The sequence below is a fragment of the Candidatus Terasakiella magnetica genome (assembly GCF_900093605.1).
In the GTDB taxonomy this organism is placed as follows: domain Bacteria; phylum Pseudomonadota; class Alphaproteobacteria; order Rhodospirillales; family Terasakiellaceae; genus Terasakiella; species Terasakiella magnetica.
Genome location: NZ_FLYE01000044.1, coordinates 1 through 23,721 on the forward strand (window position 1 = coordinate 1; position 23,721 = coordinate 23,721).

Consider the following 23,721-nt stretch of genomic DNA (forward strand, 5'->3'; position numbering starts at 1 on the left):
AACCCAAAGGGAAAGTGTTGATACATTCTGACCAAGGCATTCAATATACCTGTTCTGATTGGCGTAAGTTCCTTGCCGATCACAATCTAGAAGCAAGCATGAGCCGCAGAGGTAATTGTCATGACAATGCGGTTGCTGAGAGCTTTTTCTCTTTACTGAAGACAGAACGGATTAAACGCAAAATTTATAAAACCCGCAATGAAGCTCGATCTGAGATATTTAACTATATCGAGCTATTTTACAACCCGAGCCGCCGTCACGGAAATAATGATGGGATATCCCCCGTTGAGTTTGAAAGACGGTATTTTGAGAAGCTATCAACTGTCTAACAAACTAGGGGCTTGCCAGAATGATATTATGTTGGATAGAGGGAATATTCAAAATGGTATCCTAAGGGGTGCTTCAACCATTTTGGAAGTAGATGAATGTACAGTTTGTCTCCTGTCGAGTTTGACAGACGCTATTGTGAGAAAGCGTCAATTCTCTCTTTCTCTTAATCTTATGCCAAGATGAATAGAAAAAGAGAGAATTGCAGAGGCAGAAAAAGATTTAGCCGACAAGGTCGACTTCTGGGAGGTCGTCTAACCAGCCGCCATTTTCTGTGAGTTGATGAACCAGCATGCGCGAGGCTTCTTCATTGTGGCCTGCACGGGCATGAATTTGTTTGAGGATAAGCTTATCCTCAATGCGCCCACAAATTTCCAGCTTTCCAATATCGTGACCCATAATGAATTTGAAGCGTTTGGCATAACCATCAAGACGGCGACGTGTCTCATCAATCATGTCGATACCTTCTTTTAGGGGCACTTGAAAGTGGTGGCGCACTTGGGAAACAGGCATACATTGGTAAAGATAATAAGGGTTCACTCCAATGCGCAACAGGCCATTCATCAGGTCTTCCAAAGCATCAGCACTATCATTCACCCCGCGTAGTAAAACGGCTTGGTTGTTGACCGTAATGCCTGCCCCGCGCAAGCGCGCAACTGCCTCAGTGGCTTGTGGCGTGATTTCTTTTACATGGTTGAAATGGGTGGGCACATAAAGTGTTTTATCCCGGTTGAAATCAGCTAAATAGTCAATCAGCTCATCTTCTAACAGGCGTGCGGGGAACACCACGGGGGCACGTGTGCCAATTCGCACGTAGTTGAGATGTTCAATATCGCGCAGTGAATCAAGCATTCTTTTAAGCACGCTTGTTTTCATCAACATGGGATCCCCCCCAGAGATAACCACATTGGTAATCTCAGGATGGGATTTGATATATTCCGCTGCACCAAGGAAGTTTTTTACCGTATGTTCAGTTGACATCCCAACAAGGCGTTTGCGGAAACAATGGCGGCAATACATGGAGCAATATTCTGTGGCGACAACGAGCGCTGTATAGTCATATTTATGTAAAACGCCATTGCCCTTATCATGCTTGTCATCACCATAAGGATCACCCGTAGTTTCGCCCATGGAGCCCGCAACCACCAACTCATCAGAGCGCGGGATGCAGAGTTTACGGATTGGGTCGTTCTCATCGTTATTGTCAATTAGGTTGAGGTAATAGCGCGGGATGTTCATGGGGTGAGCCCCCACCACTTGGCGCAGGTCCGCTTCTTCTTTTTCGCTCAGGACAACATGCTCTTTAAGCTCGTCAATTGTGCGGATATTGTTTTGAAGCTCACGCGCCCAGTCTGAAGTGCCAAAATCTTCATCGATGGCAGGGCTTGAGAATGTATCATTATCAATTGAGGGCGTGCTGGTTTTAGATGTAGTGGTTTCGTGTGGCATTTGAGGCTGTCCATTTTTAATAAGCTAAGCTGGGAGATATGCAAAAGGGTGCGCACACGTTTACTTATGTAAGCGTGCCAATATTTTTGTTGGCAGAAGGTGCGCTTAAGCGAAGCCTAAATTCGAAATGGAATGAGATGTTCAGAGCACGGCATGGCATGCTGGCCTGTAAAGGCCCAGGTTGGCGGAAGTGTTCCGCACAGGCACATAGGCGTATCAAGCGCTTCTTGTCGCAAAGAGGTCTCAGCCTCTTCACTAACAAGTGTTTCAACTTCTATAATGCTGTGATTCGTATCTGACATATGGCACATACAATCGCAGATACCCGTATGAATGTCAAATTATGCCCGGCTTTATTGAAGAAAGCAGAATGAGGAATTTGTTTATTTCTGGGTGAGTTTCAACTGGCGTTGGCTTTTGTTAATGTAGCTCCATGCCAGAAAGCGACTTACTTTTTGTCCTTGCGCCATGTCGATTATTTTAACATCAAGGGCTTTGGTTTTCCCTAATATTTTTTGAAGGGGTTTGAGGTTCTCTTTTTTTGAGACCAAGGTGGTAAACCACAAACATTGCTCAGAAAATTCTGAACTTTCTTCAATCATACGGGCAATAAAACCCATCTCGCCACCCGGGCACCAAAGTTCACTATTCTGTCCACCAAAGTTGAGCTTTTTGGACTGCCCATGGCCGAGGTTTTTCCACTTGCGTTTGGTGCCTTTTTGGGCGGCTTGAAGCGAGGCATGAAACGGGGGATTGCACAGGGTGAGGTGAAAGAAATCATGTGGACCAATCACACCCTTAAAAATATGCTCAGAATTCTTTTGTCGTTTAAGCTTTATGTTCAGCTTATTCAATTGGTTGATTTCTTGGGCAGCTTTAATCGCGACAGGGTCTATATCAACCCCTGTAAAATGCCAGCCATATTCGCTTTGGCCTATAAGCGGATAGACTAAATTTGCGCCCGTGCCGATATCTAACACCTTGATATTGTGCCCACACGGGATTTTTTGATTATTATCAGCAGCCAGTAAATCCGCCAGATAATGGATATAGTCTACACGGCCGGGAATGGGCGGGCAGAGATAATTAGCTGGGATATCCCAAAAATCGACATTGTAATCTGTTTTAAGTAAGGCCCGGTTAAGTGCGCGAACAGCCTGCACATCTTGAAAATTGATGGTGGTTTGGTCCCTTGGGTTCTTTGTTGTAAAAGCCTCAAGTTCAGGTGATTTCGCGACTAAACGTGTGAAATCATACCCTTCTTTATGTTTATTGCGCGGGTGCAGTTTGGTTTTACTGTTCATGATAAGCCTTATATGAGTTTACGTTCTCGTAAACAGGTCATGGGGCAACATAGCTTACAATGGGAATGGAGGTCAAAAAAACTTCCACAAGTGATCGGTGTTTCAGATCATAGTTTACGTGGCAATATAGACCTGCAATAATCGTTTTATTGAGGAACCTTGCTGGGAAAAAAGTATGTTTAGATGGTTTTTATTTGGCTTGTTTTTGAGCCTTTCTTTTACAGCAGGTTCTCTTGGGGCCCAAGAGGTGCGACCCGCTATTATTTATGATACTGAATTGATCATGGATGGCTCTTGGAATGAAGCCATTTTAAAAGGGATCAAGAAATTTGAAAAGCGAACAGGTGTTCCTGTAAAAATCGAAATTGCGCGCAACTATGATGAACATACGCAAAAGATGAATGATTTTGCGAAACAGGGCTATAACCCGATTTTGCTCAGTGGCAGTATTTTAACCCAGAAGAAAATCAGAAAAGCGGTGATTGATCACCCTAAAACGAGGTTTATCATTTTCAATGGGATCTTTAATCTTCCCAACGCTTATTATTTCTCATTTTCTTATCATACCTCTTCTTTTCTGGCAGGGTATTTAAGTGCGGCAAAAACCAAGTCCGGCAAGCTTGGGTTTATTGGCGGTATGGAAATACCGACGATTAAAAATTTCCTCTGTGGCTATATTGCCGGGGCGAAATACCAAAACCCCGATATTCAGGTTGAACATACCTATGTGGGTCATGACTCAAATGCTTGGACCCGTCCGGATCGGGCACGTGAAATTGCGCTTGAGCAAATTGAACGAGGGGCCGATGTGATTTTCTCACCTTCAGGGGGGAGCTCTATTGGGGCTTTAAAGGCCGCCCATGAAAAATCAGTTCTGGGGGTCGGGGTTGATATGAACCAAAACCATTTATATCCCGGCAGTATTTTAACCTCTGTGATGGTGCGCGTAGATAATGCAGCCTACAGAGCCTTAATGACGGCCCATCGCAACATCTGGGGGGAGCAGAGAAAAGTTATGGGGCTTCAGGAAAAAGGTGTTGAGCTTGCATTTGATCAACATAATGAAGGGCTGATCCCCAGCGCCTTGAAAAAAGAGATCGAGCAATTGGAGTCTGATATCATTTTGGGGAAAGTTACTGTGCCGTATTATGAAGGGGCAAAAGAATGTCTTGTGAACGGAAAAACTCTTTTTAAATGAAACACCCGTTTTCCTCCATCGCGCTTTGGGTCTTTTTAGGATTGTTTGTATCTGTGGCTTTGCCTTTGGGCTTTGCCCAATGGTTTTTGATTGAAGACCAAAAAGAACAAGGCTACGCAAAGTTTTATCAGCAAGGTCAGGATATGGTTGATAATATCGCCTTATCCATGGTTGACCCCATCCTTACGTTTGACCCAAGTCGGGGCTCCATTGTCTTAGAATTGCCGAAGAAAAACCCGCTCATTTCAGAAATTCAGGTTTATGACACCTTTAATGACCTGCCGTTTTTACATTACCGTGTGCCTGACCGCGAAGTGGGGAAAACACATGAATTTCATGCGATTGTGACAAGCGGATCAGGTGAGGAATTGGGCTGGGTTCGGGTTGTTTATAGTGACCATGTCTTAAGATCAGAAAATATTGAGCGTCAAAGCTTGCTTGAAACAGCGTTCATTTTGATCTCGCTCTTTTTATTATCCATCATGTTCCCCCTTCTTTATATGAAGGTGGTGCGTCCGCTGCAAAAACTAACGCAACAGGCTTCACGTTTTCGCGATAACAAGCTTGATAAGGAAGTCCAGTGGCAGGGGCATGACGAGGTTTCCACATTAGGGCAAACGCTGGAGATGGCGCGTCTGTCTATTTTGGATTTAGTCACGAAATTACAAGAAAAGAAAAAAGAAGCTGAAGAAGCCAATAATGCCAAGTCTGAGTTCCTCGCAACCATGAGCCATGAAATTCGAACCCCCATGACCGGGGTGGTCAGTATGGCGGAACTTTTGCAAAATTCTAATTTGAATGACAGCCAGTATAAAATGGCCCAGACGATTAGAAGCTCAGCCACGCTCTTGCGTCGTATCATTGATGATATTCTTGATGTCTCAAAAGTTGAAGCCAATCAGATTGAATTAGATGTGGCTTCTTATTGCTTGCGCGACCTTTTTGAAGATGTGGCGAAAACCTTAGGGCCGGAGGCAAAAAATAAGGGGGTGAATTTTCAGATCTATATTGATCCTGCCATTCCTAATCAACTGGAATGTGACGCCATTCGTTTGCGCCAAGTTTTATTGAATCTTGCCAATAACGCCATCAAGTTTACTGGTAAGGGCGGTTGGGTGCTGATGAGTGTCCAATTAGAGGCGTTTAGCCCTGATGGGCACGTGCGTTTGTGTTTTAATGTGCAAGATAATGGCATTGGTATTTCAAAAGAGAACCAGCCCAAACTGTTTCAACCCTTTGCGCAGGCCGAGGCCACAACAACGCGTAAATATGGTGGGACGGGCCTTGGCCTTTATATTTGTCAGCAATTGGTCAGCTTGATGAAGGGGCAGATAAAGCTGCAAAGTGCACCGGGTAAAGGCAGTGATTTTTCTTTTCAACTCGGCTTTAAGGTAAATGAGAAAAGCCCGCTTCATGAAGATGAATGTAATGATTTTTCTGGCTTGAAATTCTTGTTAATGGCTGGAAATGCCCGACAGGAAAAAAGCTTGAACACTTATTTGGAATATTGGGGAGGCGCTGTTTCATCCCTTAAAGGGTTCTTTGAAGTGGATGCTTTTTTAAATGAGAACGAACTGGATTTTGATAGTATTATTCTTGATGAAGCTTGGCTCAATACCCAAACGCCTGAAGCCTGTCAGGTGTTTTTCAATAAATGTACAGCCTGTGCCATACCGATTGTTTTAATTGGGGAAAAATCCCATGTATCGGCAGCAGAGGTGCCCGCCCATGTTCATTGTATTAATGAGGTGCCGTTGACGCGCAGGACATTCCTTGCGGAGTTGGGCCTGTTGGTTGAACGTTTTCAGCCCATTAGATCTAGCGCTAAGCTTGCAGATTTTTCCCAGCATCTGTCTTCTCGTGATGAGGCGGAAAAAAATGGTGAGCTTGTGCTGATTGCGGAAGATAATCTGGTTAATCAAGAGGTGTTTGCCCGTCAGTTGAACTGGTTGGGCTATTGCGTTGATGTGGTGTCAAATGGTCTTGAGGCCATAGAGAAATTGAAAGAAAATAAATACGGTATTCTTTTTACGGATATCCACATGCCCCAATGTGACGGGTTCGAGCTCATTACACTCTTACGCGAGAATGAGGAGATAGATCAGGGGGCTTCTCTGCCTGTTTTTGCGGTGACCGCGGCAACGGCAGACTTGACGCAAAAGAAGTTTAGGGAGCTCGATGTACAGGGCTTTTTGTTAAAACCAGTTGAGCTTACAGACTTGCAAGAGGTGATGGATCAATGGTGCGCGCATCAAGCAGGTTGGGAAAATACAGGAGCGCGCCCCGCGGTCATTGCACAAAACCATGAGGTGGATGACGACATTATTGATTTAGTCGTTCTTGAGAGCTTTTTTGGTTCTGGCAATGGGCAACTCCAGACGGTTCTGGAGTTGTTTGTCAGCAGTACAGAGCAAATCGCACAAGGTTTGGCACGGGCCTTTCGTGAAAAAGATTGTGAACAGGTGATAAGCTATAGTCACAAATTTCATTCTGCTGCTGCTAGTATTCGCTGTCAGCGCCTTGCACAGGGATGCTTACACATGGAAAAGGCTGGCCTGGCAGGGGATTGGGCAGAGGTTGAGAAACTCTTTCCCCAAGTTGAAGCAAGTTATCAAGAGGCGGTTCGCTTCATTGAGAAGCGTTAATGCAAATCCAAGCGGTAGCCAATTTCGGGAACAGATGAAATCCGGATCATGTTCAAGTCATTTTCTTTTAATTTCGCCCGCAGGCGTGAAACCAGCACATCAACAGTGCGTGGATGACCGTCTTTATTGCGCGCGACAATTTCTTGTAAAATCTCGCGACTGACATCTTGACCGATAGAGCGACTGAGCCGCTCCATTAAAATGGCCTCACCGCGGGTTAAGGAAATTTCTTCCCCCTCAGCAGTAATGAGTTTTCGATGGCCTGTATTGAGCACAAGCTGTCCAATTTGATGCCCATCAATCATGTATGTATTACGGGTTTGAGAATGGCGTAAAAGATTGTTTACACGATGGATCAGCTCATAAGGATGGAAGGGCTTGATGAGATAGTCATCTGCACCAATATTAAGCCCTTTTGCGCGGTCATCAGGTTTATGAAGGACCGAGACGATGATGATCGGTAAGTTGGGATGTAGGTCTTTCACCCAGCTGATCAGCTCCAGCCCGCAGCCATCAGGCAGCTTTAAATCCAGAACGAGCAGGTCAAAGACATGATCTTTTAAAAGCTCTTTGGTGTTTTCCACATTATAGGTGGCGGTTGTCTCATAGCCCTCGCTTGCGAGGATGTTTTCATTGAGATAGCGTGCCACTTCTTCATCTTCGAGGATTAAGATCTTGTTTTTTTTATCATTTGGCATGTGCCTTGAGCCCCCTAGTTTGCGCAATACTTAGACAGGTGTGTCCCGAGAACCTGATTTAAGTCGGCAAATTAGATATTAATACAGTATAGCGTGAAAAGCTTCTGGCAAAATGTCATGTAGGTTTTTTTATTGCTCATGTTTACATCGTGTTAATATCAGTTTCTTTGTAAATTCCACTGAAATGCACGAATTTGCATAAACCATTTGGTATCTAAATGATTTAAGGCAATAATCGCTTTGTATAAGGAATAGAGGTCAGATGAGCTACGATTTATTCACCAAGGAAGAAAAACTGCTTCAAGAAGCTAGCGATATGCTGGAAGAGGCCGAGGGCGCCAGTAAAGAGAAGTTGATTGAGACGATCAAGCATTTGGCAAAAGGCTATAAGAAGTCTTTGCGTGAAACAAAGCGCTTGCTCAAAATGAGTGATCGCTCAGAGCAGCGCTTGCAAGAAGTGGTGGCTTATCGAACCAAAGAGCTGGACTTTGAAAAAGCCAAGCTGGAGCGTCTTGTTAAACTCGGTATCGCCATGGCGGCTGAGCGTGATGAGATCAAGCTCTTGGAAATGATCCTTGATGGGGCAAAGCAACTGGCAAATGCTGATGGTGGCTCGCTCTATTTACGCCATGATGAAAACAAGCTTGCCTTTGAAATTGTCAAAACGGACAGTCTTGGCTTTTATATGGGCGGTGTGGATGGCGGTGAGGTCACCATCCCGCCTGTGCATATGTATAATACGGAAAATGGTGCCCCCAATCATAGCAACGTAGTCAGCCATTGTGTGCTTTCGCGCGAGACCATTCGTATTGATGATGCTTATGATCCTTGCCTGACCGATGATTGTGGGTTTGATTTTTCTGGCACGCGTTTTTTTGATGAAGCTAATAATTATCGCTCTTCCTCTTTTTTGACCGTGCCTTTAATGCCGCGCGGTGGTGAAGTGATCGGGGCGTTACAATTGATCAACTCACAAGATGAAAAAGGCAATATTATCCCCTTTAGTGAAGAGATCGTCAGCTTTGTTGAAGCGCTTGCTTCACAGGCAGCGGTTGCTTTAGATAATCAGCGCTTGATGGATGCCCAACGTGTCTTGATGGATAGCTTTATTGAGCTGATTGCCGGCGCAATTGACGCCAAGTCGCCTTATACGGGCGGGCATTGTGCGCGTGTGCCGGAGCTGTCCTTAATGCTGTGTGAGGCCGCAAGTGAGGCTACAGACGGTGTCTTTCATGATTTCGCCTTTACGGATGAAGAAGAGTGGCGTGAGTTTAAAATCGCGGCTTGGCTGCATGATTGCGGTAAGGTCACCACACCAGAATATGTAGTGGATAAAGCCACCAAGCTTGAAACCATTTATAACCGTATCCACGAGGTCCGCACCCGTTTTGAGGTCTTGCGCCGGGATGCGGAAATAGACTGTCTAAATGCCCAGTTAAAAGGTGAGGATGGATCAAGCGCCATTGCACGCTTTAAAGAGCAAGTTGCCCAGCTTGAAGATGATTATGCCTTTGTTGCTGAGAGTAATGTGGGCGGTGAATTTATGTCTGATGAGCGCGTGGCTAGGCTGGCACAAATTGCTGAAGTTGAATGGACGCGATATTTTGATGACCGTCTTGGGCTTTCACAGCAAGAAGAATTGGCCTTAAGTGACATTGCGCCAGTTGATTTGCCCGCACGAGAAAAACTTTTAAGTGATCGTCTGGAACATGTGGTGCCAAGAGAAGCGGGCATGGCAGAGTTTTTAGAAGACCATGGCTTTAAAATGGCTGTCCCTGAGGCGCTTTATAATAAGGGAGAGCTTTATAACCTTAAAATTGGGCGCGGTACGCTTAATGATGAAGAGCGTTTTAAAATTAATGAACATATGATCCAGACAATCATGATGCTGGAACGCCTGCCTTTCCCAAAACATATGGCAAAAATCCCTGAATATGCCGGAGGTCATCATGAAACGATGATAGGAACGGGCTATCCGCGCAAACTCACTAAAGAAGAAATGTCTATACCTGCGCGCATTATGGCAGTTGCTGATATTTTTGAGGCTTTAACTGCTGCTGATCGCCCTTATAAAAAGGCGAAAACCTTAAGTGAAGCGGTGCGTATTATGGGCTTTATGGTGAAAGACCAGCATATTGATAAAGACCTGTTTAAGCTCTTCTTGGAAAAAGGCCTGCATATTGAATATGGACAGCGTTTCTTAAAGCCAGAACAGATTGACGAGGTTGATATCTCGGCCTTCTTGTAAAGGGGGACTCGTCTGTTATTTATTAAGCGTTGTTTCAAATTCAATGGCTTTATCCATCATGCGCTTGGCTTCCTCTTTTTTATCCTGCTCTTGTAAAACCTCTGATAAGTTTTTTAAGGTTTTGGGGAAATGGTGGGTTTTAACGCCGTTCCATTTATCCTTGGGCAAGGCAGCATAGAGTGAGAGTGCATATTTATAGGTAAATTCCGCTTTGGGCAGGTCTTTCATCAAGCGCTGGGCAGTAGCCATGTTTTCCATGATATGGATAAGCTGGGGTGATTTTTTGCCTTGTTTTTCCCGGGAAATATCAGCGGCCCGTAAAAAAGTCTCAATGGCTTTGCGATAGCGTTTTTGTTTGCTGTAATTTTCGCCTAACAAATTGATAAAAACTTCTTTTTTGTCGCTTTTTTCATCTGTCATATCGACGATATTTTGCAAAAGAACTTCTGCTTTACCAAATTCTTTATGTTCTTGATAGGTATGGGCCATATTGAGATGGGCAAGGATCATTTTATCTTTGGCATCTTGCGGGGCGTTATCATTGATCTGTTGGAGAGAGCGAAAGACGCGTTCTTCATCCTTGCGATAGCCACTGTCGCGATAAAACTTATGGACATGAAGCATATACTCCAGCCCTTTTTCCGCTTGTTTGGGCGTCAGGTGATTATAGCCAAAAGTTTCTAAAGCCCAGTAAGAACGTAAATGTTCTTCACCAAAAAGGGATTTGGTGATGGAATATTCTCTGGCGGCAATCTCGCGGCATTTATCTGTTTTTGACAGCAGGCAATTGAGCTTGGTGAGTTGCTGGATGAAAACATAATCCTGATAGGCCCCCGTGCCATAAAGGTCGATCATCTTTTTAAAAGCCTCAACGGCACGTTCAATATCGCGTTCTTTTTGGGACTTTTTGACCAGCTCTTTGATCACTTCCACATGGCCGCTATGTTCTCTTAACAGCTTTTGCCAAATTTTATCCTCACGTGTGCTTTGATAAAGCCCCCAGTGGGGATCAAAGAAAAACTCATGACGTGAAATGGTTTTGTTAAAAGAGGCAGCAGCCTTGTCTTTTTGATTGTTTTGATAAGCCAGCCAACCAAGGTTGTTATAAATGTCGCTTACTTTGGGCTCTTGTTTGGCAGCTTGTTCATAAAATGTGACGGCTTGATCAAAACGTTGTTCTTTAAAGGCCTTGCGCGCCGCCCCAAAACTGTTGAGCCCATCTTTTGTCGCCAGCCAATCACGCTCAATAAAGGCATGATCGCGTGGTGTTAAACGCATATCAAGATAGCCCATTGCTTGGCGGATCAACTGTTGAATAGCCGGGGCAATATCTACATCTTTTTCAATAGGCAGTGTGGTTGACCAAAGATCGTTTTCAAGTGATGGATTGAGGATCTCAAGGCTCAACTGGCGCATGGGCTCGTGGCTGATTTTACCTGTGAGCACCCAGTTTGCGCCCCAGCGTTTAAACTCATCTCGCCCAGCTTTTGTATGGGGATCAAATTCATCTGGCTTTTGGCCCTTGGCATTGATGGAGGCTAAACCATAATTTGACTTCCACAAAAGGGTCGGCTTTTGATTAAGAAAACTGTCAAACCCATCGGTGATGGCATGGGCTAAATTAACATCAGCTTCTTTTTTGGTCGCAGGTGTGAAGGTGTAAGACGCAATAAAATATTTCGGACCTGTCTGGTCAAATTCTTCATCTGTAATGGTTTGACAGGCAGAAAGGGCAAGAGTGCTAAAGCACAAGACGGCCAGAATTAGAAATTTACGCACTCTGTGTTCCCCTCTCTTTAGGACTTAGTCTTTAAAACTTGGTGTGAGAAGGACCGTTCTAATGAGCTCAGGCTGGCCGCTGGTATTTGTCTTTGAGAAAATACGTTTCAGGTATGTCCGTGCAGAACCTTCCGTAATTCCTTGGATGGGGGCCGCTTCTTGCAGGGAATAGCCTTGAATGATCAGGCGCAATAACTGGGCTTCAGATGGGGCAAGGTCATAGAGGTCTTGTAAGTTTTCCACGCTGGGCGGGTTATGTTTTTCTGGATCAGATACTAGTATGAGGATTTTATCGTCAATTGAGGAAATGATGACCCGAAGGGAAGTCTCTGATGATTGACGCTCAATGGAAATGGCACTTTCTGTTGTGGCGCCTTGGGCGATGGCATCTTGTAATTCACTGCGCGCTGCATTGGACAGGCATCTAACAAAATTACCGCCATCAAGTGAGAGGCCATCTTGTTCACTACAAATCTCAGCAGCAAACTGATTCATATGCACCACATGGGAATCTTCTTCGCAGATGATCACGCCTACTTGTAAGCGGTCTAGAACATGCAGGCCAATAAGGTCACCGGCATTTTCAGGTGATTTCATATCTTCAAAACGCTTTAAGCAATCTTCAATGCCTTTGCCCAAATCCGGTGTGGGACAAGGTTTTGTATAAAAACGAAAAATTGGCGTGTTGTTGATAATATCCATGGCTGTATTAAGATCAGCCGTACCGGTGAGCATGACAAATTGTGTCGCAGGCTCAATCTCAAAGAGGTGTGTCGCCAGTTGAAGGCCATTTATTTTAGGCATCTTCAGGTCGGTGATAACCACATGAAACGGGTTTTCTTTTTGATGTTCAATGGTCTGTTCAGGCGATGTTTCAAACGACATATCCCACTGCCCTTTATGAGAGCGCATAAAGGCGCGCCTTAAGGCATCCAGCAGTAAGGGGTCATCATCAACAAAAAGAATGCGGGGTTTTATTTGTGGCATATATTCTCCTCTTAGCCACAGATTAACCGATAAAATTAGAAAAACAAGATTTGCTTTGTTCCCATTTGGGAATAGATAATTCTCAAGAAAGAAGCAAAACTGTTCTAGAGTATAAAGTTAATTCTTTGAAAAAAAGGAAAATGGGCGGTGGATCAGGTCAAGTCATTGATATTGAGTTTATTTTTACTGACATGCGTTTTTGCCGCTGATGTTTTTGCGCAAACGCCCATATTGCTGGGGCTGGATGCGGATATGAGTTCGGGCTCGGCGCGTTCTGGTATTGCCATTAAGCGCGGGATTGAACTTGCGATTGAAGAAGTCAACCAAGCAGGCGGTGTTTTAGGGCGCCCTTTAAAGCTTGTGGTCAAAGACCACCATGGCAACCCGGCACGCGGAGCTGACAATATTGAAGATTTTGCTAAAGATGACGATATGGTCGCGGTCTTGGGGGGCTTGCATACACCCGTTGCGCTTTATGAACTTAAAAATATTCATAAATATAAGATGATTTATCTCAGCCCTTGGGCAGCAGGTACGCCTGTTGTTGAAAATGGCTATGACCCCAACTATGTTTTTCGCCTGTCTGTGCGCGATGAATATGCAGGTGGCTTTCTTGTGGAAAAAGCCCTGAAACGTGGCTTTAAACGCATCGCGCTTGCACTGGAAAATACCGGGTGGGGGCGCTCAAATGAACGCGCTATGAAGACCGCTTTGGAGGCAAAGGGCTATAATCCGGTTGCCGTTTCGTGGTTTCACTGGGGTACAGGTACTGCCAAAGAAGCTTTAGGGGATTTAGTGCGCTCAAAGCCGGATGTGATTTTGCTGGTTGCCAATGCACCAGAAGGCAAGGCTATCGTGAAAGCTATGGCAGAGCGTGAGGAGAGTGAGCGCGTTGCGATTATTTCCCATTGGGGGGTAACCGGAGGGAATTTTTTTGCGGAGGCAAAAGAGGCGATCTCCAAAGTTGATTTGACCTTTTTACAAACCTATTCCTTTATTGATCGTATGGATGAAGGACGCGCAAGGCAAGTGATCAACGCGTATGTAAAGCGCTATCCTGATGCCGATAATGTGCGCGATATTTATGCCCCTGTGGGGACGGCCCATGCCTATGACCTTGTTCATATTTTGGCAAAAGCGATCACACAGGCAGGCACGATAGATCGGGCAAAAGTCCATGAAGCGCTGGAAAAACTTCCGCCCCATAACGGCTTAGTGCGCCGTTATGCACGTCCGTTTAGTGCGAAAAAACATGATGCGCTGGATGTGAGTGATTTTAATCTATCAAAATTTGATAAAGCCGGTGCCATTATCCCCATAGGGTTGGAATAAAGCATGGTCAGAAAGTCTCGCGCACCTTCTATTTTCATTTACCCGTTGCGTTATGTGCTGCCCATCGGTATCGCCTTTATGGTGGCATTGTGGTTTGCGGGTAGTCAATTTTTGGAAATGACGTTGCGCGATCAGCTTGATCAACATATGAAAGAAATCGGTATTTTAGAAACCGATACAATTCAAGAACGTCTTGATGATTTACAGGAATTTGCCCGCGCAATTTCAGAAAATGAATTGACCATCAACGGGATTATTGATCGCCAAGGAAACGCTTCTTATCTTCCTGCTTTTTTCCGCTCTTTATCTTTACCAGGTTCGCCTGCTGGGGTGATGTATCTGGTGGATTATAAAGGCCGCTTGATTGCCTCGCACCAATCGGACGCTTTTGATATGGAAAATGTGCCGAGCTATTACGATATGGAGAGCCTTATTTTGGATAAACACGGCATTGTGATTGTTCAGCCGGTTTATTATGCAGGTTCTGCTGAAGGGGCGATTGTCCTGAAATATCCCATTGAGGCGTTTGACGAAATTTTTGAAAGAAACTCTTTCAGTAATGAAGTCTTTATTATCAATGGAAGAGGCCGTGTTATTTATTCTTCAAACACGGAGCTTGCCGGCCTTGGGACCATACCCGATGAGAATTTAGAGGGTTGGGTACAGGTTAAAAACAAGCTGTTTGTGAATAACACAGGTGTGATCGTTGCAAGCTCTCTTGAAGAAGCCGCGCGTTCTTTGCGCACCTTTCAGATTATTCAGTTAGCTGGGTTGGTGATCTTTTTATCCTTGGCGGTGGGGCTGGTTGTCTTATGTGCCTATTTAATCTCGCGCCCCTTAAACGGTTTTGCAAAATCCATTGCTTCTGTGAGTGATATGGATGGGCTTACTATTCGTTTGGAAACGCAAGGCCCCCGCGAAATTGAACATTTCGCCAATGCTTTTAACCATATGGCAGGCAAGCTTGAAAATGCCCTGCAAGAACAAACCGAACTGCAAAAAGAATTGCAGCAGGCGCAAAAACTCGAAGCCATTGGTCAGCTTGCAGGGGGCATCGCCCATGAGATTAATACGCCGTCCCAATATATCGGGGATAATTTAAGTTTTTTACTGGATAGCGAAAAAGACCTGATCGGTTTGATCAATCAGACGGTAGCCTTGAAAGAAGAATGTAAAGAGCATGGGATTTGTCGCGAGCGTGTGGAGCGCATTGATCGTATGATTGAGGATATTGATCTGGAGTTTCTTGTGGAAGAAACCGGATTGGCAACCCAGCAGTCTCTTGATGGAATTAAGCAGATTTCCAGCATTGTTTTGGCGATGAAAGAATTCTCACATCCGGGCTCAAAAGAGAAAAAGATGATTGATCTTAATCATGCGCTGGAAACCACGCTGACCGTTTCTAAAAATGAATGGAAGAACCTCGCCACGATTGAAAATGAGATGGATCAGAGTTTACCGCATGTTTTATGCCATGCCGGGGAGCTTAATCAGGTCTTTCTTAATCTCATTGTCAATGCCGCCCATGCCATTGAGGAGGCAGGTCGGGGCGGTGAGGGGAGGATTACCGTTTCAACACAATGTGAGGCCGACATGGTTGAAGTCCGCATTAAAGATAACGGCAATGGCATTAAGACTGAGAATAAAAACCAGATTTTCAACCCGTTCTTTACCACAAAAGAAGTCGGTCGCGGGACGGGACAGGGGTTATCACTATCACATGATATTGTGGTGAATAAACATAATGGAAGCCTATCATTTGAAACACAAGAAGGGGTCGGTAGTAGCTTTATAGTGCGCCTGCCGTGTGGTGAGATGGTCGCAAAAGAGCAGGAGAGAGACAGTGGTTAAAATTGCAACAGCAGGTAATAGTCACTCCGATACCTTAAAAGCCGTTCAAGAAGCCGTACATGATTTGCGCATAGAGTTGGGTGAGAACCCAGACTATGTCATGGTGCAGATGAATGCGGCCCTTGATGTGGATGTGGTCAGGCCTTATTTGCACAGCTTGTGGCCCCATTGTCAAATCCACGGGGCAACTTCTTGCCTTGGCACCATTACGGATAAGGGGGTGTTTAGTGCACCAGATGCGGGGCTGGCCCTTTATGGGGTGGTTGATGAGGCATCTGCTTATGGTGTGGGTTTTTCTGCAGCAGGCGACCAAATGGGAAATGCTGCTGTTGATGCGTTACATGAGGCCTTAAAAAATATTGGTCGTGAAGGTGAACTGCCAGACCTCGTCTGGACAACATGCAGCCCCGGTTTTGAAGAAGAGGCCTTACAAGCACTTCAAAAAGAACTGGGGGCCGATACGCCGATTATTGGTGGGTCCTGTGCGGATAATGAAATTGCAGGCAACTGGCATTTGTTTAACCAGCAAAATTTTGCCCAAAATGGCTGTGTAGTCACCGTTGTATTTAATGAAGGTTTGATGGGTAATAGTTTTCAAAGTGCCTATATGGCAACTGAGAAAAAGGCGGTGATTACCTCTTGTGAAAAACGCACAATTAAGGAAATTGATAACACCCTTGCGGGGGAGGTCTATGCCAATTGGGTGGGCATAGAGCTGGAAAAAGAGCGCTATGAAAGCCTCAATATTCTTGGGCAGACCACCCTGTCTCCTTTAGGTCGGCGTGTGGGGGAGCTGGGGGGAACGGATATGTATTTAATGTCTCACCCAGAAACCATTACACCGGAAGGTTATTTAACAGTTTTCACCGATGTTGAAGTGGGCGATGAGCTTGTTTTAATGACAGGGGATAAGGAAATGTTGCTCAACCGTGCCTCGCGGGTCTGTAGTTTTGCAAAAAGCATGGGCCATATAGAAAGAAATAATATTGCTGGTGCCATTATTGTTTATTGCGCAGGCTGTATGTTAAGTGTGCGCGATGATCTTGATGATTTACAAAAACGCATTGCAGGCACTTTACATGGTGCCCCTTTCATTACGGCCTTTACCTTTGGGGAGCAGGGGCAAGTTATTGCAGGTGAAAACTGTCATGGGAATTTGATGGTTTCTTCCTTGATGTGGGGGCATCAGTAATGAGTGAGCAAATTGACTTAATTGAATCCATTGCAGAACTGGAACATCTCAGGCAGCGCGAAAGCCAGAAGGTTCAGGAAAAGGATGCGCAGCTTCAAGCGGTGTCAAAGCTGCTTGAGCTGTTTAATGAGGATGAAGGCCAAGTCAATGCGATCCTTGAGGCGATTTTAAGTATTTTTGAAGCCAATGTGGTTTCACTTTATCAAGAACATAGTGATAAAGGTGTCACGGTTCGATCAACGCAAGCTGAGTTTAATGAAGAGACTTTCCAGCCCTGTGAAGAGTGTGCCATTTATCGAAAAGCCAGAAGCGGGCGCTGTGTCAATATACCGGATATAACGAAATTTTCATGTGAACAAAGTGAACATTGTAAATTACTTCATTCCAAAGAAGGGGCGTTGTTGATTTCGGGTATCACCACTCAAGATGTGCAATACAGCCTGTTTGTTGAACGTGAACAAGGCCGTGTCTTTAGCCGCTCAGAGCTGGGTATGTTTCAAAGTTTAATCCCCATCTTAAAACAAGCGATTTCAATATCGGCTGTGCGTCATGAGAAAAATTATCTTCTGCAAGAACTTAGAAATGCACAAAAACTGGAAGCCGTTGGGCATCTGGCAGGTGGCATTGCCCATGAGATCAATACACCCTCGCAATATATCGGGGATAATCTACATTTTATAAAAGAAGGTGAGGAAGACTTGCGCAAAGTTCTTGATCAAGTTCAGGAACTCCGCACCGCTTGCGTTCAGCAAGGCGTTTGCCAAGAAGAGGCGCAGAAGCTGAGCGATGTGATCGAAGATGTTGATCTGGAATTCTTGATGGAAGAGTTACCCTTGGCTATTTCTCAGTCAATTTCCGGCATTCAGCAAATTTCAAAAATTGTCTTGGCGATGAAGGAATTTTCTCATCCCGGCATCAAAGATAAAGCGCCTTTGGACATTAATCGTTCTTTAGAGACAACTTTGACGGTCTCGCGAAATGAGTGGAAGAATGTTGCACAGGTTGAAACTGATTTTGACGAAACTATTGGTTCGGTGAGCTGTCTGGCGGCTGAGATTAATCAGGTTTTCCTTAATCTGATTGTCAATGCGGTCCATGCGATTGAAGATGCAGACATGCAGGAGCGTGGCAAGATCAGCTTAAGTACAAAACGTTGTGAAGACCATATTGAGATCAGGTTTAAAGACAATGGTAGTGGGATTGCCCCGCGCCACCAAAACCATATTTTTACCCCCTTTTACACGACTAAAGATGTCGGGCGCGGCACGGGCCAGGGCCTGCCCATGGCACGCGATATTGTGGTGAATAAGCATAATGGAAGTCTGACTTTTGATACAGAGTTAGGCGTGGGTACAACTTTTATTATTCAATTACCAATAATCTAGACATTATCTTTGTTTGTTCCCATTTGGGGGTATACAACCGCCCCATCAATGTGGAATCCTGTTCATACAATAAGATAAAAAAGGATCGCTATGGATAAGAAGCCGCATATTCTGTTTGTTGATGATGAGAGCAATATTCTTATGGGTTTGCGTCGTGGTTTACACGGTAAACGTAAACTCTGGAAGATGAGCTTTGCTGAAGGTGGGCATGAAGCACTTGAGTTGGTGCGCAATGACCATATCGATGTAATTGTCACAGATATGCGCATGCCCATCATGGATGGCGCACAGCTTTTAGAAGAAGTGCGCGAGCTCTCGCCAGATACGGCCCGTGTAGTGTTATCTGGCTATTCCAAGGATGAAGCGATTTTGCGTGTGGTTGGAGCGGCGCATCAATATTTGGCAAAGCCCTGTAATTTTGAGCTGCTTGAAGCAACACTTGAGCGCCTCATAACCTTTAGGGCCAATCTGGACAAATATGAAGTGCGTGAAAAAATTACGCAGATGAAATCTTTGCCAAGCCTGCCTGATGTGTATCAGGAACTGATGGTGGAATTGCAGAATGATTTCTCGACCAATAAGTCGATTGCAGCCGTCATGGAAAAAGACTTGGGTATGAAGGCTCAAGTATTGAAGATCTGTAATTCTGCCTTTTTCGGGTTGCCCCAACAGGTCAATGATCTGCCATCTGCGATTAGCCTTTTAGGAATGGATACATTGCGCAGCATGTCGTTGCTCAGTGGTGTCTTCTCTTCTTATAAAGGCAGTGCACAAGAATTGGCTGTTATGCAAAAAATCTGTGATGACAGTCTGGAAATTTCATTGGTCGCGCAAAAACTATCTAAGCTTCTGTACAATAAGTCCGAGTTGGGTGAACTGGTTTCTTGTGCAGGGACGTTATCGCATGTGGGCTCACTTGTTATTGCCATTTCTTGGCCGCAAGAATTTAAACAGGTGATGCAGCTTTCACAAAAGCAGGACAAGCCGATTGAAAAGATTGAGCAAGGCTTGATCGGTGTGGACCATGCATGGATCGGGGCCTACTTTCTCGGCCTGTGGGGCTTTTCATTTAATGTATGTGAGGCTGTGGCATATCAACACCAACCGGGGAACTGCCCTGATGTTCCCCAACCTGTGTTGACAGTGGTGTACCTTGCACATGAATTGATCCGTTTTTCTAAAGAAGATAATTCGAACTTTGAGATGTTTCTAGATACATTGGATCAGGAGTTTCTCAATAAACAACATATTGATATTGCAGACGTTGATTGGGCTGGGGTTTTGAAGGTTAAGGCTGCTTGAGGAGGTGAATAATGACTTATAAACTCATGATCATTGATGATGATGCAAATCTATTAAGCGGTTTGAAACGCCAATACCACAAGCGTTTTGATTTACTCACAGCAGAAAGTGGGGCTCAAGCCCTTGAGCTGTTGAAAGAACATCGTGATGTAGGCGTGGTGGTCACCGATATGCGCATGCCTGAAATGGATGGGCTGGAAACGCTCAAACATATTCGTGAAATTTCTCCTGATGTGGTGCGCATTATGCTAACGGGTAATGCAGATCAGCAAACAGCCATTGATGCGGTGAATGAAGGGGAGATTTTTCGGTTTTACAACAAGCCTTGCGATGCAGATGTTCTGGCAAAAGGGATTGATGCAGGTTTTCGTCAATATCGCTTAGTCATTGCAGAAAAAGAACTCCTTGAACAAACCCTGTCGGGCACAGTTAAAGTGTTGGTGGACCTTTTGGCATTTTCCAACCCACAGGCTTTTGGACGTTCTACGCATATTAAGGAATGGTGTGATGTGCTCGCCCCTAAATTGGGGATTGAACATCAATGGGTTTTACGGCTTTCAGCCATGCTCCTGCCCCTGTGTGACTTGATCTTGCCGCCTGAAATGGTGAGTAAAATGAAATCCGGTGATATCTTAAGTGATAGTGAGAATGAGATATTACAAAATGGGGCTGCTACCGTTCATGACATGATCATGCAAATCCCTCGTCTTGAAAAAGTTGCAGAAATCATTGCACAGGTGAGAAAACCACTCAAAATCAAAGACCCTGAAGAAATTGCAAAATTGCCGATTGAGGCACGTTTGTTACATATCCTTGAAGACCTGTCTTGGGTGACGACTGAATTAAGCCTTGGCCCTGATGCTTTTGATAAGCTGATTATCAATCTTGATACGTATGATAATTCTTTGTATGCCGTGGCGCGTTCAACCTTGTTAAATAAAATCTTCTCTCTAGAAGAACATTATGAAGCTTTGAGCATTCCTGTGATGCAACTAACATCGCGCCAGATTTTGTTGCAAGATATTAACACCGATGATGGGCGTAAGCTGCTTTCAAAAGGGGCGGTTTTATCAACAATGCAGATTGAAAAGCTGAAACTGATTGCCATGCAGCAACAGGTCTCAGGCTCTATTCATGTGGCTCAATTGAAAAAATATGCCCCTTCAATGCGCAAGTTGGTTTAGTTTTAAACCGCTCTTTCGTGAGAAATGCCCTAAAAAGGTAGAATATAGCGTTAATACGTATATTTATTTTCTTTTCTAAAATTTTTTTTAAATTAGAATAAACACTAGATATATATTGTATTAACGCTCTGTCTATAGAGGTGGCTCATGCTTGGCATTGTTTTTTCAGAATTCACAGAGATGGTTGAAGAAGTATTTTCTGCCGACATGGTGGATGATATTCTTGATGATTGTGATCTTGAAAGCGGCGGGGCCTATACGGCCGTTGGGGCATACAGCCACCATGAGATCATTGCGCTGGTTGTCGCCTTAAGTAAGCGCACGGGTATGGAGGTCGATGATTTGGTCAAGGCCTTTGGCAAGCATCTCGCGACAGTCTTTAGTGAGCGCTACCCGGTCTTCTTCACAAGCGTGGATAACTCGTTTGATTTCTTTAAATCCGTTGATGGACATATCCATAAAGAGGTTCTCAAACTTTATCCCAACGCCACATTGCCAAAGTTCACCTATGAGGAACCAGATGAAAACACATTGGTGATGCATTATTCATCAGTGCGCCCCTTTAGTGTTTTGGCAAAAGGTTTAATCGAAGGCACATTGGATTATTTCGGCGAAGAGGCTTCAGTTGACTGTGTAAATCATTCAACAGAAGATGAAAATAAAGTTGAGTTCACCATTCGCAGAACAAGTGCTGCCTAATGGACGAGCAGACCTATAAAAAACGAATTGACCGAGAAAAAAAGGCACGCAAGGAAGCCGAGAGGCTTTTGGAAGTCAAAAGTGCTGAGCTTTATGAAGCCAATCAGAAGCTAAAACATTCCCATGATGAGTTAGAAGTTCTTGTTGAAAAGCGCACTCAGGCTTTGAGTGAAGCCTTAGAGCAAGCCAAAGAGGCCAATAAAGCAAAATCAGAATTCCTTGCCACCATGAGCCATGAAATCCGCACGCCCATGAACGGTGTGATCGGCATGACAGGCCTGTTGATGGATACAGATCTGGATGATGAACAGGTTCATTACGCCCAGACCATTTCACAATCGGGCGAAGCCTTACTTCGTATCATTAATGATATTTTGGATTATACAAAAATTGAAGTCGGTAAGCTGGAGCTGGAAGAATCAGATTTTAATCTGGTTCAAGTCTGTGAAAGCGTGGTTGACCTTATGGCCTCAAAGGCGCTGGACAAGCAACTTGAATTTGGCTCAATCATCTCACCAGATTTAAATGGTACTTACCGATCAGACTCCGGGCGTATTCGCCAAGTGCTTTTAAACCTGATTAACAATGCCATTAAATTTACCGCAACAGGTTCAGTCGCCTTGCGTGTGCATGGGGTTGAGGGTGGAATCGCCTTTGAAATTGAAGATACGGGTATTGGTATCAGTAAAGAAGATGGCGATAAACTGTTTGAACGTTTCACTCAAGTTGATGCTTCCACCACGCGTAAATATGGCGGGACGGGACTTGGCCTTGCCATCTCGCAACTCATCGTCAATGCCCTTGGTGGTGATGTAAAAGTCGATAGTGAGCTGAGCAAGGGCAGTAAGTTCTGGTTTGTCTTACCCCTTGAGCGCATCAATGATGATGTTGAGCCGATTACGAGCAAGGATGAGGCCGCGCTTCAAGGTAAACGCGCACTTATCATTGATGATAATCCGGTTAATCAGGAAATCTTCGATGTAAACCTCACCAGTTGGGGCTTTCAAAATACCATTGTCGATGCGGTGGAAGAAGGGCTGGAACTCATCTCAAAAGATGATTTTGATGTGGTGGTTCTGGACTTTAATCTCCCGCAATATGATGGGGCGCATTTCCTTTCAAAATACCGCCAGTTACCGATTGATGAACAAGTCCCTGTGATCTTGACGTCTTCTTCGCCTCATGTGGGTGAAAAGCTGGATTATGATGCGTTTGTTGCAAAACCTATACGCCAGCAGGTTCTCAAAAATGTGCTGATTTCATGTCTCTTCCCCAAAGCTCCCGTCAGTATGAAATCTGTTGAAAAGTCTGAACAGAGTAAAGAAGCACAAACCAATGTGCGTTTGCGTATTTTGGTGGCTGAGGATAATCAGGTGAACCAGATGGTGGCAAAAGGCAATATTGAAAAGCTTGGCCATTATGTGGATATTGCGGGCAATGGTTTTGAAGCCATTGATGCGGTCTCACGCCTGCCTTATGACCTTGTGTTTATGGATGTGCAGATGCCGGAATGTGATGGCTATCAGGCCACCCGTGAAATCCGTGCTCAGAACGCCAATTATGCCAATATCCCCATCGTTGCCATGACGGCAAATGCCATGGCGGGGGACCGTGAAAAATGTATTTTGGCAGGTATGAATGATTTTCTGTCCAAACCTGTCAGCCGTGAAAAAATCGCCCAATGTATTTTTAAGACTTTAGGGATAGATGAGAATGTTCATCCAGAAAGCGACGTGAGTGCGCAAGATAATGTGGACCTAGATATCTGGGATGAAGACATTGTTCAGACTATGATCAATGACCTTGATCTTGATGGCTACAAAATGCTGCTTGGTGCATTTTTAGAGAACAGTATCTTACGCGTAGAAAACCTTCATAAAGCGTGGCAGAACAAAGAACATGCCTTGATTAAGCGCGAAGCCCATAGCCTGAAAGGCGCTGCGGCTTCTATGGGGGCAAAGGCCGTTCGTGACATAGCGCGCGAGATGGAAAATGAACAGATGTCAGCCAGTTTTGAGCCTGCTGATCTTTCCCGTGCTTTTGACGTGTTTGATAAAGCTGCCCGCAAGCGCTTTCTCTCATAGCTCGAAAAAAAAGGCGCTCACCATAACGGTCAGCGCCTTTTCTTTTTTTTCGGTCGG

General features: G+C 44.7%; 18 protein-coding genes. 12 read left to right on the forward strand and 6 right to left on the reverse strand.

Going from position 1 to position 23,721, the window contains the following annotated elements; translation table 11 throughout:
* The coding region (locus MTBPR1_RS12215) for an IS3 family transposase (protein ID WP_165602669.1) at window positions 1-329 on the forward strand (329 nt) is incomplete at its 5' end.
* A gap of 220 nt (window positions 330-549) precedes the next feature.
* On the opposite strand, the gene MTBPR1_RS12220 is transcribed toward MTBPR1_RS12215, so the two are convergent.
* The 3 genes from MTBPR1_RS12220 to rlmF all read right to left on the reverse strand — a co-directional run bounded on the left by MTBPR1_RS12220 (window position 550) and on the right by rlmF (window position 3,080).
* Window positions 550-1,776, reverse strand: coding sequence for a KamA family radical SAM protein (locus tag MTBPR1_RS12220; protein WP_083223069.1), 1,227 nt, complete (start codon window positions 1,774-1,776; stop codon window positions 550-552).
* 116 nt (window positions 1,777-1,892) lie between these two features.
* Entirely contained in the window at window positions 1,893-2,078 is a 186-nt protein-coding gene (locus tag MTBPR1_RS17995; RefSeq protein WP_126465212.1) for a hypothetical protein, read from the reverse strand.
* A gap of 81 nt (window positions 2,079-2,159) precedes the next feature.
* The gene (rlmF, locus tag MTBPR1_RS12225) at window positions 2,160-3,080 is read right to left on the reverse strand and encodes a 23S rRNA (adenine(1618)-N(6))-methyltransferase RlmF (protein WP_069189305.1); all 921 of its coding nucleotides are present in this window, start codon (window positions 3,078-3,080) and stop codon (window positions 2,160-2,162) included.
* A 175-nt stretch (window positions 3,081-3,255) separates the two neighbouring features.
* On the opposite strand from rlmF, the gene MTBPR1_RS12230 reads away from it, so the two are divergent.
* Together MTBPR1_RS12230 and MTBPR1_RS12235 are read left to right on the forward strand one after the other, a co-directional pair.
* On the forward strand, window positions 3,256-4,278 hold the full coding sequence (locus tag MTBPR1_RS12230) for a BMP family ABC transporter substrate-binding protein (RefSeq protein WP_069189306.1): 1,023 nt from the start codon (window positions 3,256-3,258) through the stop codon (window positions 4,276-4,278).
* A complete protein-coding gene (locus MTBPR1_RS12235) occupies window positions 4,275-6,923 on the forward strand; it encodes an ATP-binding protein (RefSeq protein WP_069189307.1) in 2,649 nt (882 codons plus the stop codon). The genes MTBPR1_RS12230 and MTBPR1_RS12235 overlap by 4 nt, the downstream gene beginning before the upstream one ends.
* Here the strand turns inward: MTBPR1_RS12235 and MTBPR1_RS12240 are convergent.
* Window positions 6,920-7,621 (reverse strand): response regulator transcription factor, encoded by a 702-nt coding sequence (locus MTBPR1_RS12240; RefSeq protein ID WP_069189308.1) that lies wholly within the window; start codon window positions 7,619-7,621, stop codon window positions 6,920-6,922. The two genes, MTBPR1_RS12235 and MTBPR1_RS12240, sit on opposite strands and share 4 nt — an antisense overlap.
* Before the next feature lie 262 nt (window positions 7,622-7,883).
* Here MTBPR1_RS12240 and MTBPR1_RS12245 point away from each other — a divergent pair, with 262 nt between their 5' ends.
* The gene (locus MTBPR1_RS12245; RefSeq protein WP_083223070.1) at window positions 7,884-9,869 is read left to right on the forward strand and encodes an HD domain-containing phosphohydrolase; all 1,986 of its coding nucleotides are present in this window, start codon (window positions 7,884-7,886) and stop codon (window positions 9,867-9,869) included.
* 15 nt (window positions 9,870-9,884) lie between these two features.
* Here the strand turns inward: MTBPR1_RS12245 and MTBPR1_RS12250 are convergent, their stop codons facing one another.
* Both MTBPR1_RS12250 and MTBPR1_RS12255 read right to left on the reverse strand, forming a co-directional pair.
* Entirely contained in the window at window positions 9,885-11,648 is a 1,764-nt protein-coding gene (locus MTBPR1_RS12250) for a tetratricopeptide repeat protein (RefSeq protein ID WP_069189309.1), read from the reverse strand.
* Between the two features lie 24 nt (window positions 11,649-11,672).
* The gene (locus MTBPR1_RS12255; protein WP_069189310.1) at window positions 11,673-12,635 is read right to left on the reverse strand and encodes a DNA-binding response regulator; all 963 of its coding nucleotides are present in this window, start codon (window positions 12,633-12,635) and stop codon (window positions 11,673-11,675) included.
* A gap of 171 nt (window positions 12,636-12,806) precedes the next feature.
* Here MTBPR1_RS12255 and MTBPR1_RS12260 point away from each other — a divergent pair, with 171 nt between their 5' ends.
* The 8 genes from MTBPR1_RS12260 (at window position 12,807) to MTBPR1_RS12295 (ending at window position 23,664) form a co-directional block, all read left to right on the forward strand.
* Window positions 12,807-13,967, forward strand: a complete 1,161-nt coding sequence (locus tag MTBPR1_RS12260) for an ABC transporter substrate-binding protein (protein WP_126465214.1) — start codon at window positions 12,807-12,809, stop codon at window positions 13,965-13,967.
* A gap of 3 nt (window positions 13,968-13,970) precedes the next feature.
* Window positions 13,971-15,818 (forward strand): sensor histidine kinase, encoded by a 1,848-nt coding sequence (locus MTBPR1_RS12265; protein WP_069189312.1) that lies wholly within the window; start codon window positions 13,971-13,973, stop codon window positions 15,816-15,818.
* Window positions 15,811-17,010, forward strand: coding sequence for an FIST signal transduction protein (locus tag MTBPR1_RS12270; protein WP_069189313.1), 1,200 nt, complete (start codon window positions 15,811-15,813; stop codon window positions 17,008-17,010). The genes MTBPR1_RS12265 and MTBPR1_RS12270 overlap by 8 nt, the downstream gene beginning before the upstream one ends.
* Window positions 17,010-18,395 (forward strand): sensor histidine kinase, encoded by a 1,386-nt coding sequence (locus tag MTBPR1_RS12275; protein WP_069189314.1) that lies wholly within the window; start codon window positions 17,010-17,012, stop codon window positions 18,393-18,395. Before MTBPR1_RS12270 ends, MTBPR1_RS12275 begins: the two co-directional genes overlap by 1 nt.
* Window positions 18,396-18,485: 90 nt before the next feature.
* Window positions 18,486-19,697, forward strand: a complete 1,212-nt coding sequence (locus MTBPR1_RS12280) for an HDOD domain-containing protein (protein WP_069189315.1) — start codon at window positions 18,486-18,488, stop codon at window positions 19,695-19,697.
* Between the two features lie 11 nt (window positions 19,698-19,708).
* Complete coding sequence (locus tag MTBPR1_RS12285) at window positions 19,709-20,881, forward strand: response regulator (protein WP_069189316.1); 1,173 nt, start codon at window positions 19,709-19,711, stop codon at window positions 20,879-20,881.
* Window positions 20,882-21,028: 147 nt separating this feature from the next.
* On the forward strand, window positions 21,029-21,580 hold the full coding sequence (locus MTBPR1_RS12290; RefSeq protein ID WP_069189317.1) for a heme NO-binding domain-containing protein: 552 nt from the start codon (window positions 21,029-21,031) through the stop codon (window positions 21,578-21,580).
* Window positions 21,580-23,664, forward strand: coding sequence for a response regulator (locus MTBPR1_RS12295; protein WP_069189318.1), 2,085 nt, complete (start codon window positions 21,580-21,582; stop codon window positions 23,662-23,664). Before MTBPR1_RS12290 ends, MTBPR1_RS12295 begins: the two co-directional genes overlap by 1 nt.
* Window positions 23,665-23,721: the final 57 nt, after the last annotated feature.

Bases quoted from the DNA above. Each gene is read 5' to 3' on its own strand.
- MTBPR1_RS12245 (WP_083223070.1), top strand. From the start codon at position 7,884: ATGAGCTACGATTTATTCACCAAGGAAGAAAAACTGCTTCAAGAAGCT.
- MTBPR1_RS12255 (WP_069189310.1), bottom strand. From the start codon at position 12,635: ATGCCACAAATAAAACCCCGCATTCTTTTTGTTGATGATGACCCCTTA.
- MTBPR1_RS12275 (WP_069189314.1), top strand. From the start codon at position 17,010: ATGAGTGAGCAAATTGACTTAATTGAATCCATTGCAGAACTGGAACAT.
- MTBPR1_RS12280 (WP_069189315.1), top strand. From the start codon at position 18,486: ATGGATAAGAAGCCGCATATTCTGTTTGTTGATGATGAGAGCAATATT.
- MTBPR1_RS12265 (WP_069189312.1), top strand. From the start codon at position 13,971: ATGGTCAGAAAGTCTCGCGCACCTTCTATTTTCATTTACCCGTTGCGT.
- MTBPR1_RS17995 (WP_126465212.1), bottom strand. From the start codon at position 2,078: ATGTCAGATACGAATCACAGCATTATAGAAGTTGAAACACTTGTTAGT.
- rlmF (WP_069189305.1), bottom strand. From the start codon at position 3,080: ATGAACAGTAAAACCAAACTGCACCCGCGCAATAAACATAAAGAAGGG.
- MTBPR1_RS12295 (WP_069189318.1), top strand. From the start codon at position 21,580: ATGGACGAGCAGACCTATAAAAAACGAATTGACCGAGAAAAAAAGGCA.
- MTBPR1_RS12285 (WP_069189316.1), top strand. From the start codon at position 19,709: ATGACTTATAAACTCATGATCATTGATGATGATGCAAATCTATTAAGC.
- MTBPR1_RS12290 (WP_069189317.1), top strand. From the start codon at position 21,029: ATGCTTGGCATTGTTTTTTCAGAATTCACAGAGATGGTTGAAGAAGTA.
- MTBPR1_RS12220 (WP_083223069.1), bottom strand. From the start codon at position 1,776: ATGCCACACGAAACCACTACATCTAAAACCAGCACGCCCTCAATTGAT.
- MTBPR1_RS12235 (WP_069189307.1), top strand. From the start codon at position 4,275: ATGAAACACCCGTTTTCCTCCATCGCGCTTTGGGTCTTTTTAGGATTG.
- MTBPR1_RS12230 (WP_069189306.1), top strand. From the start codon at position 3,256: ATGTTTAGATGGTTTTTATTTGGCTTGTTTTTGAGCCTTTCTTTTACA.
- MTBPR1_RS12240 (WP_069189308.1), bottom strand. From the start codon at position 7,621: ATGCCAAATGATAAAAAAAACAAGATCTTAATCCTCGAAGATGAAGAA.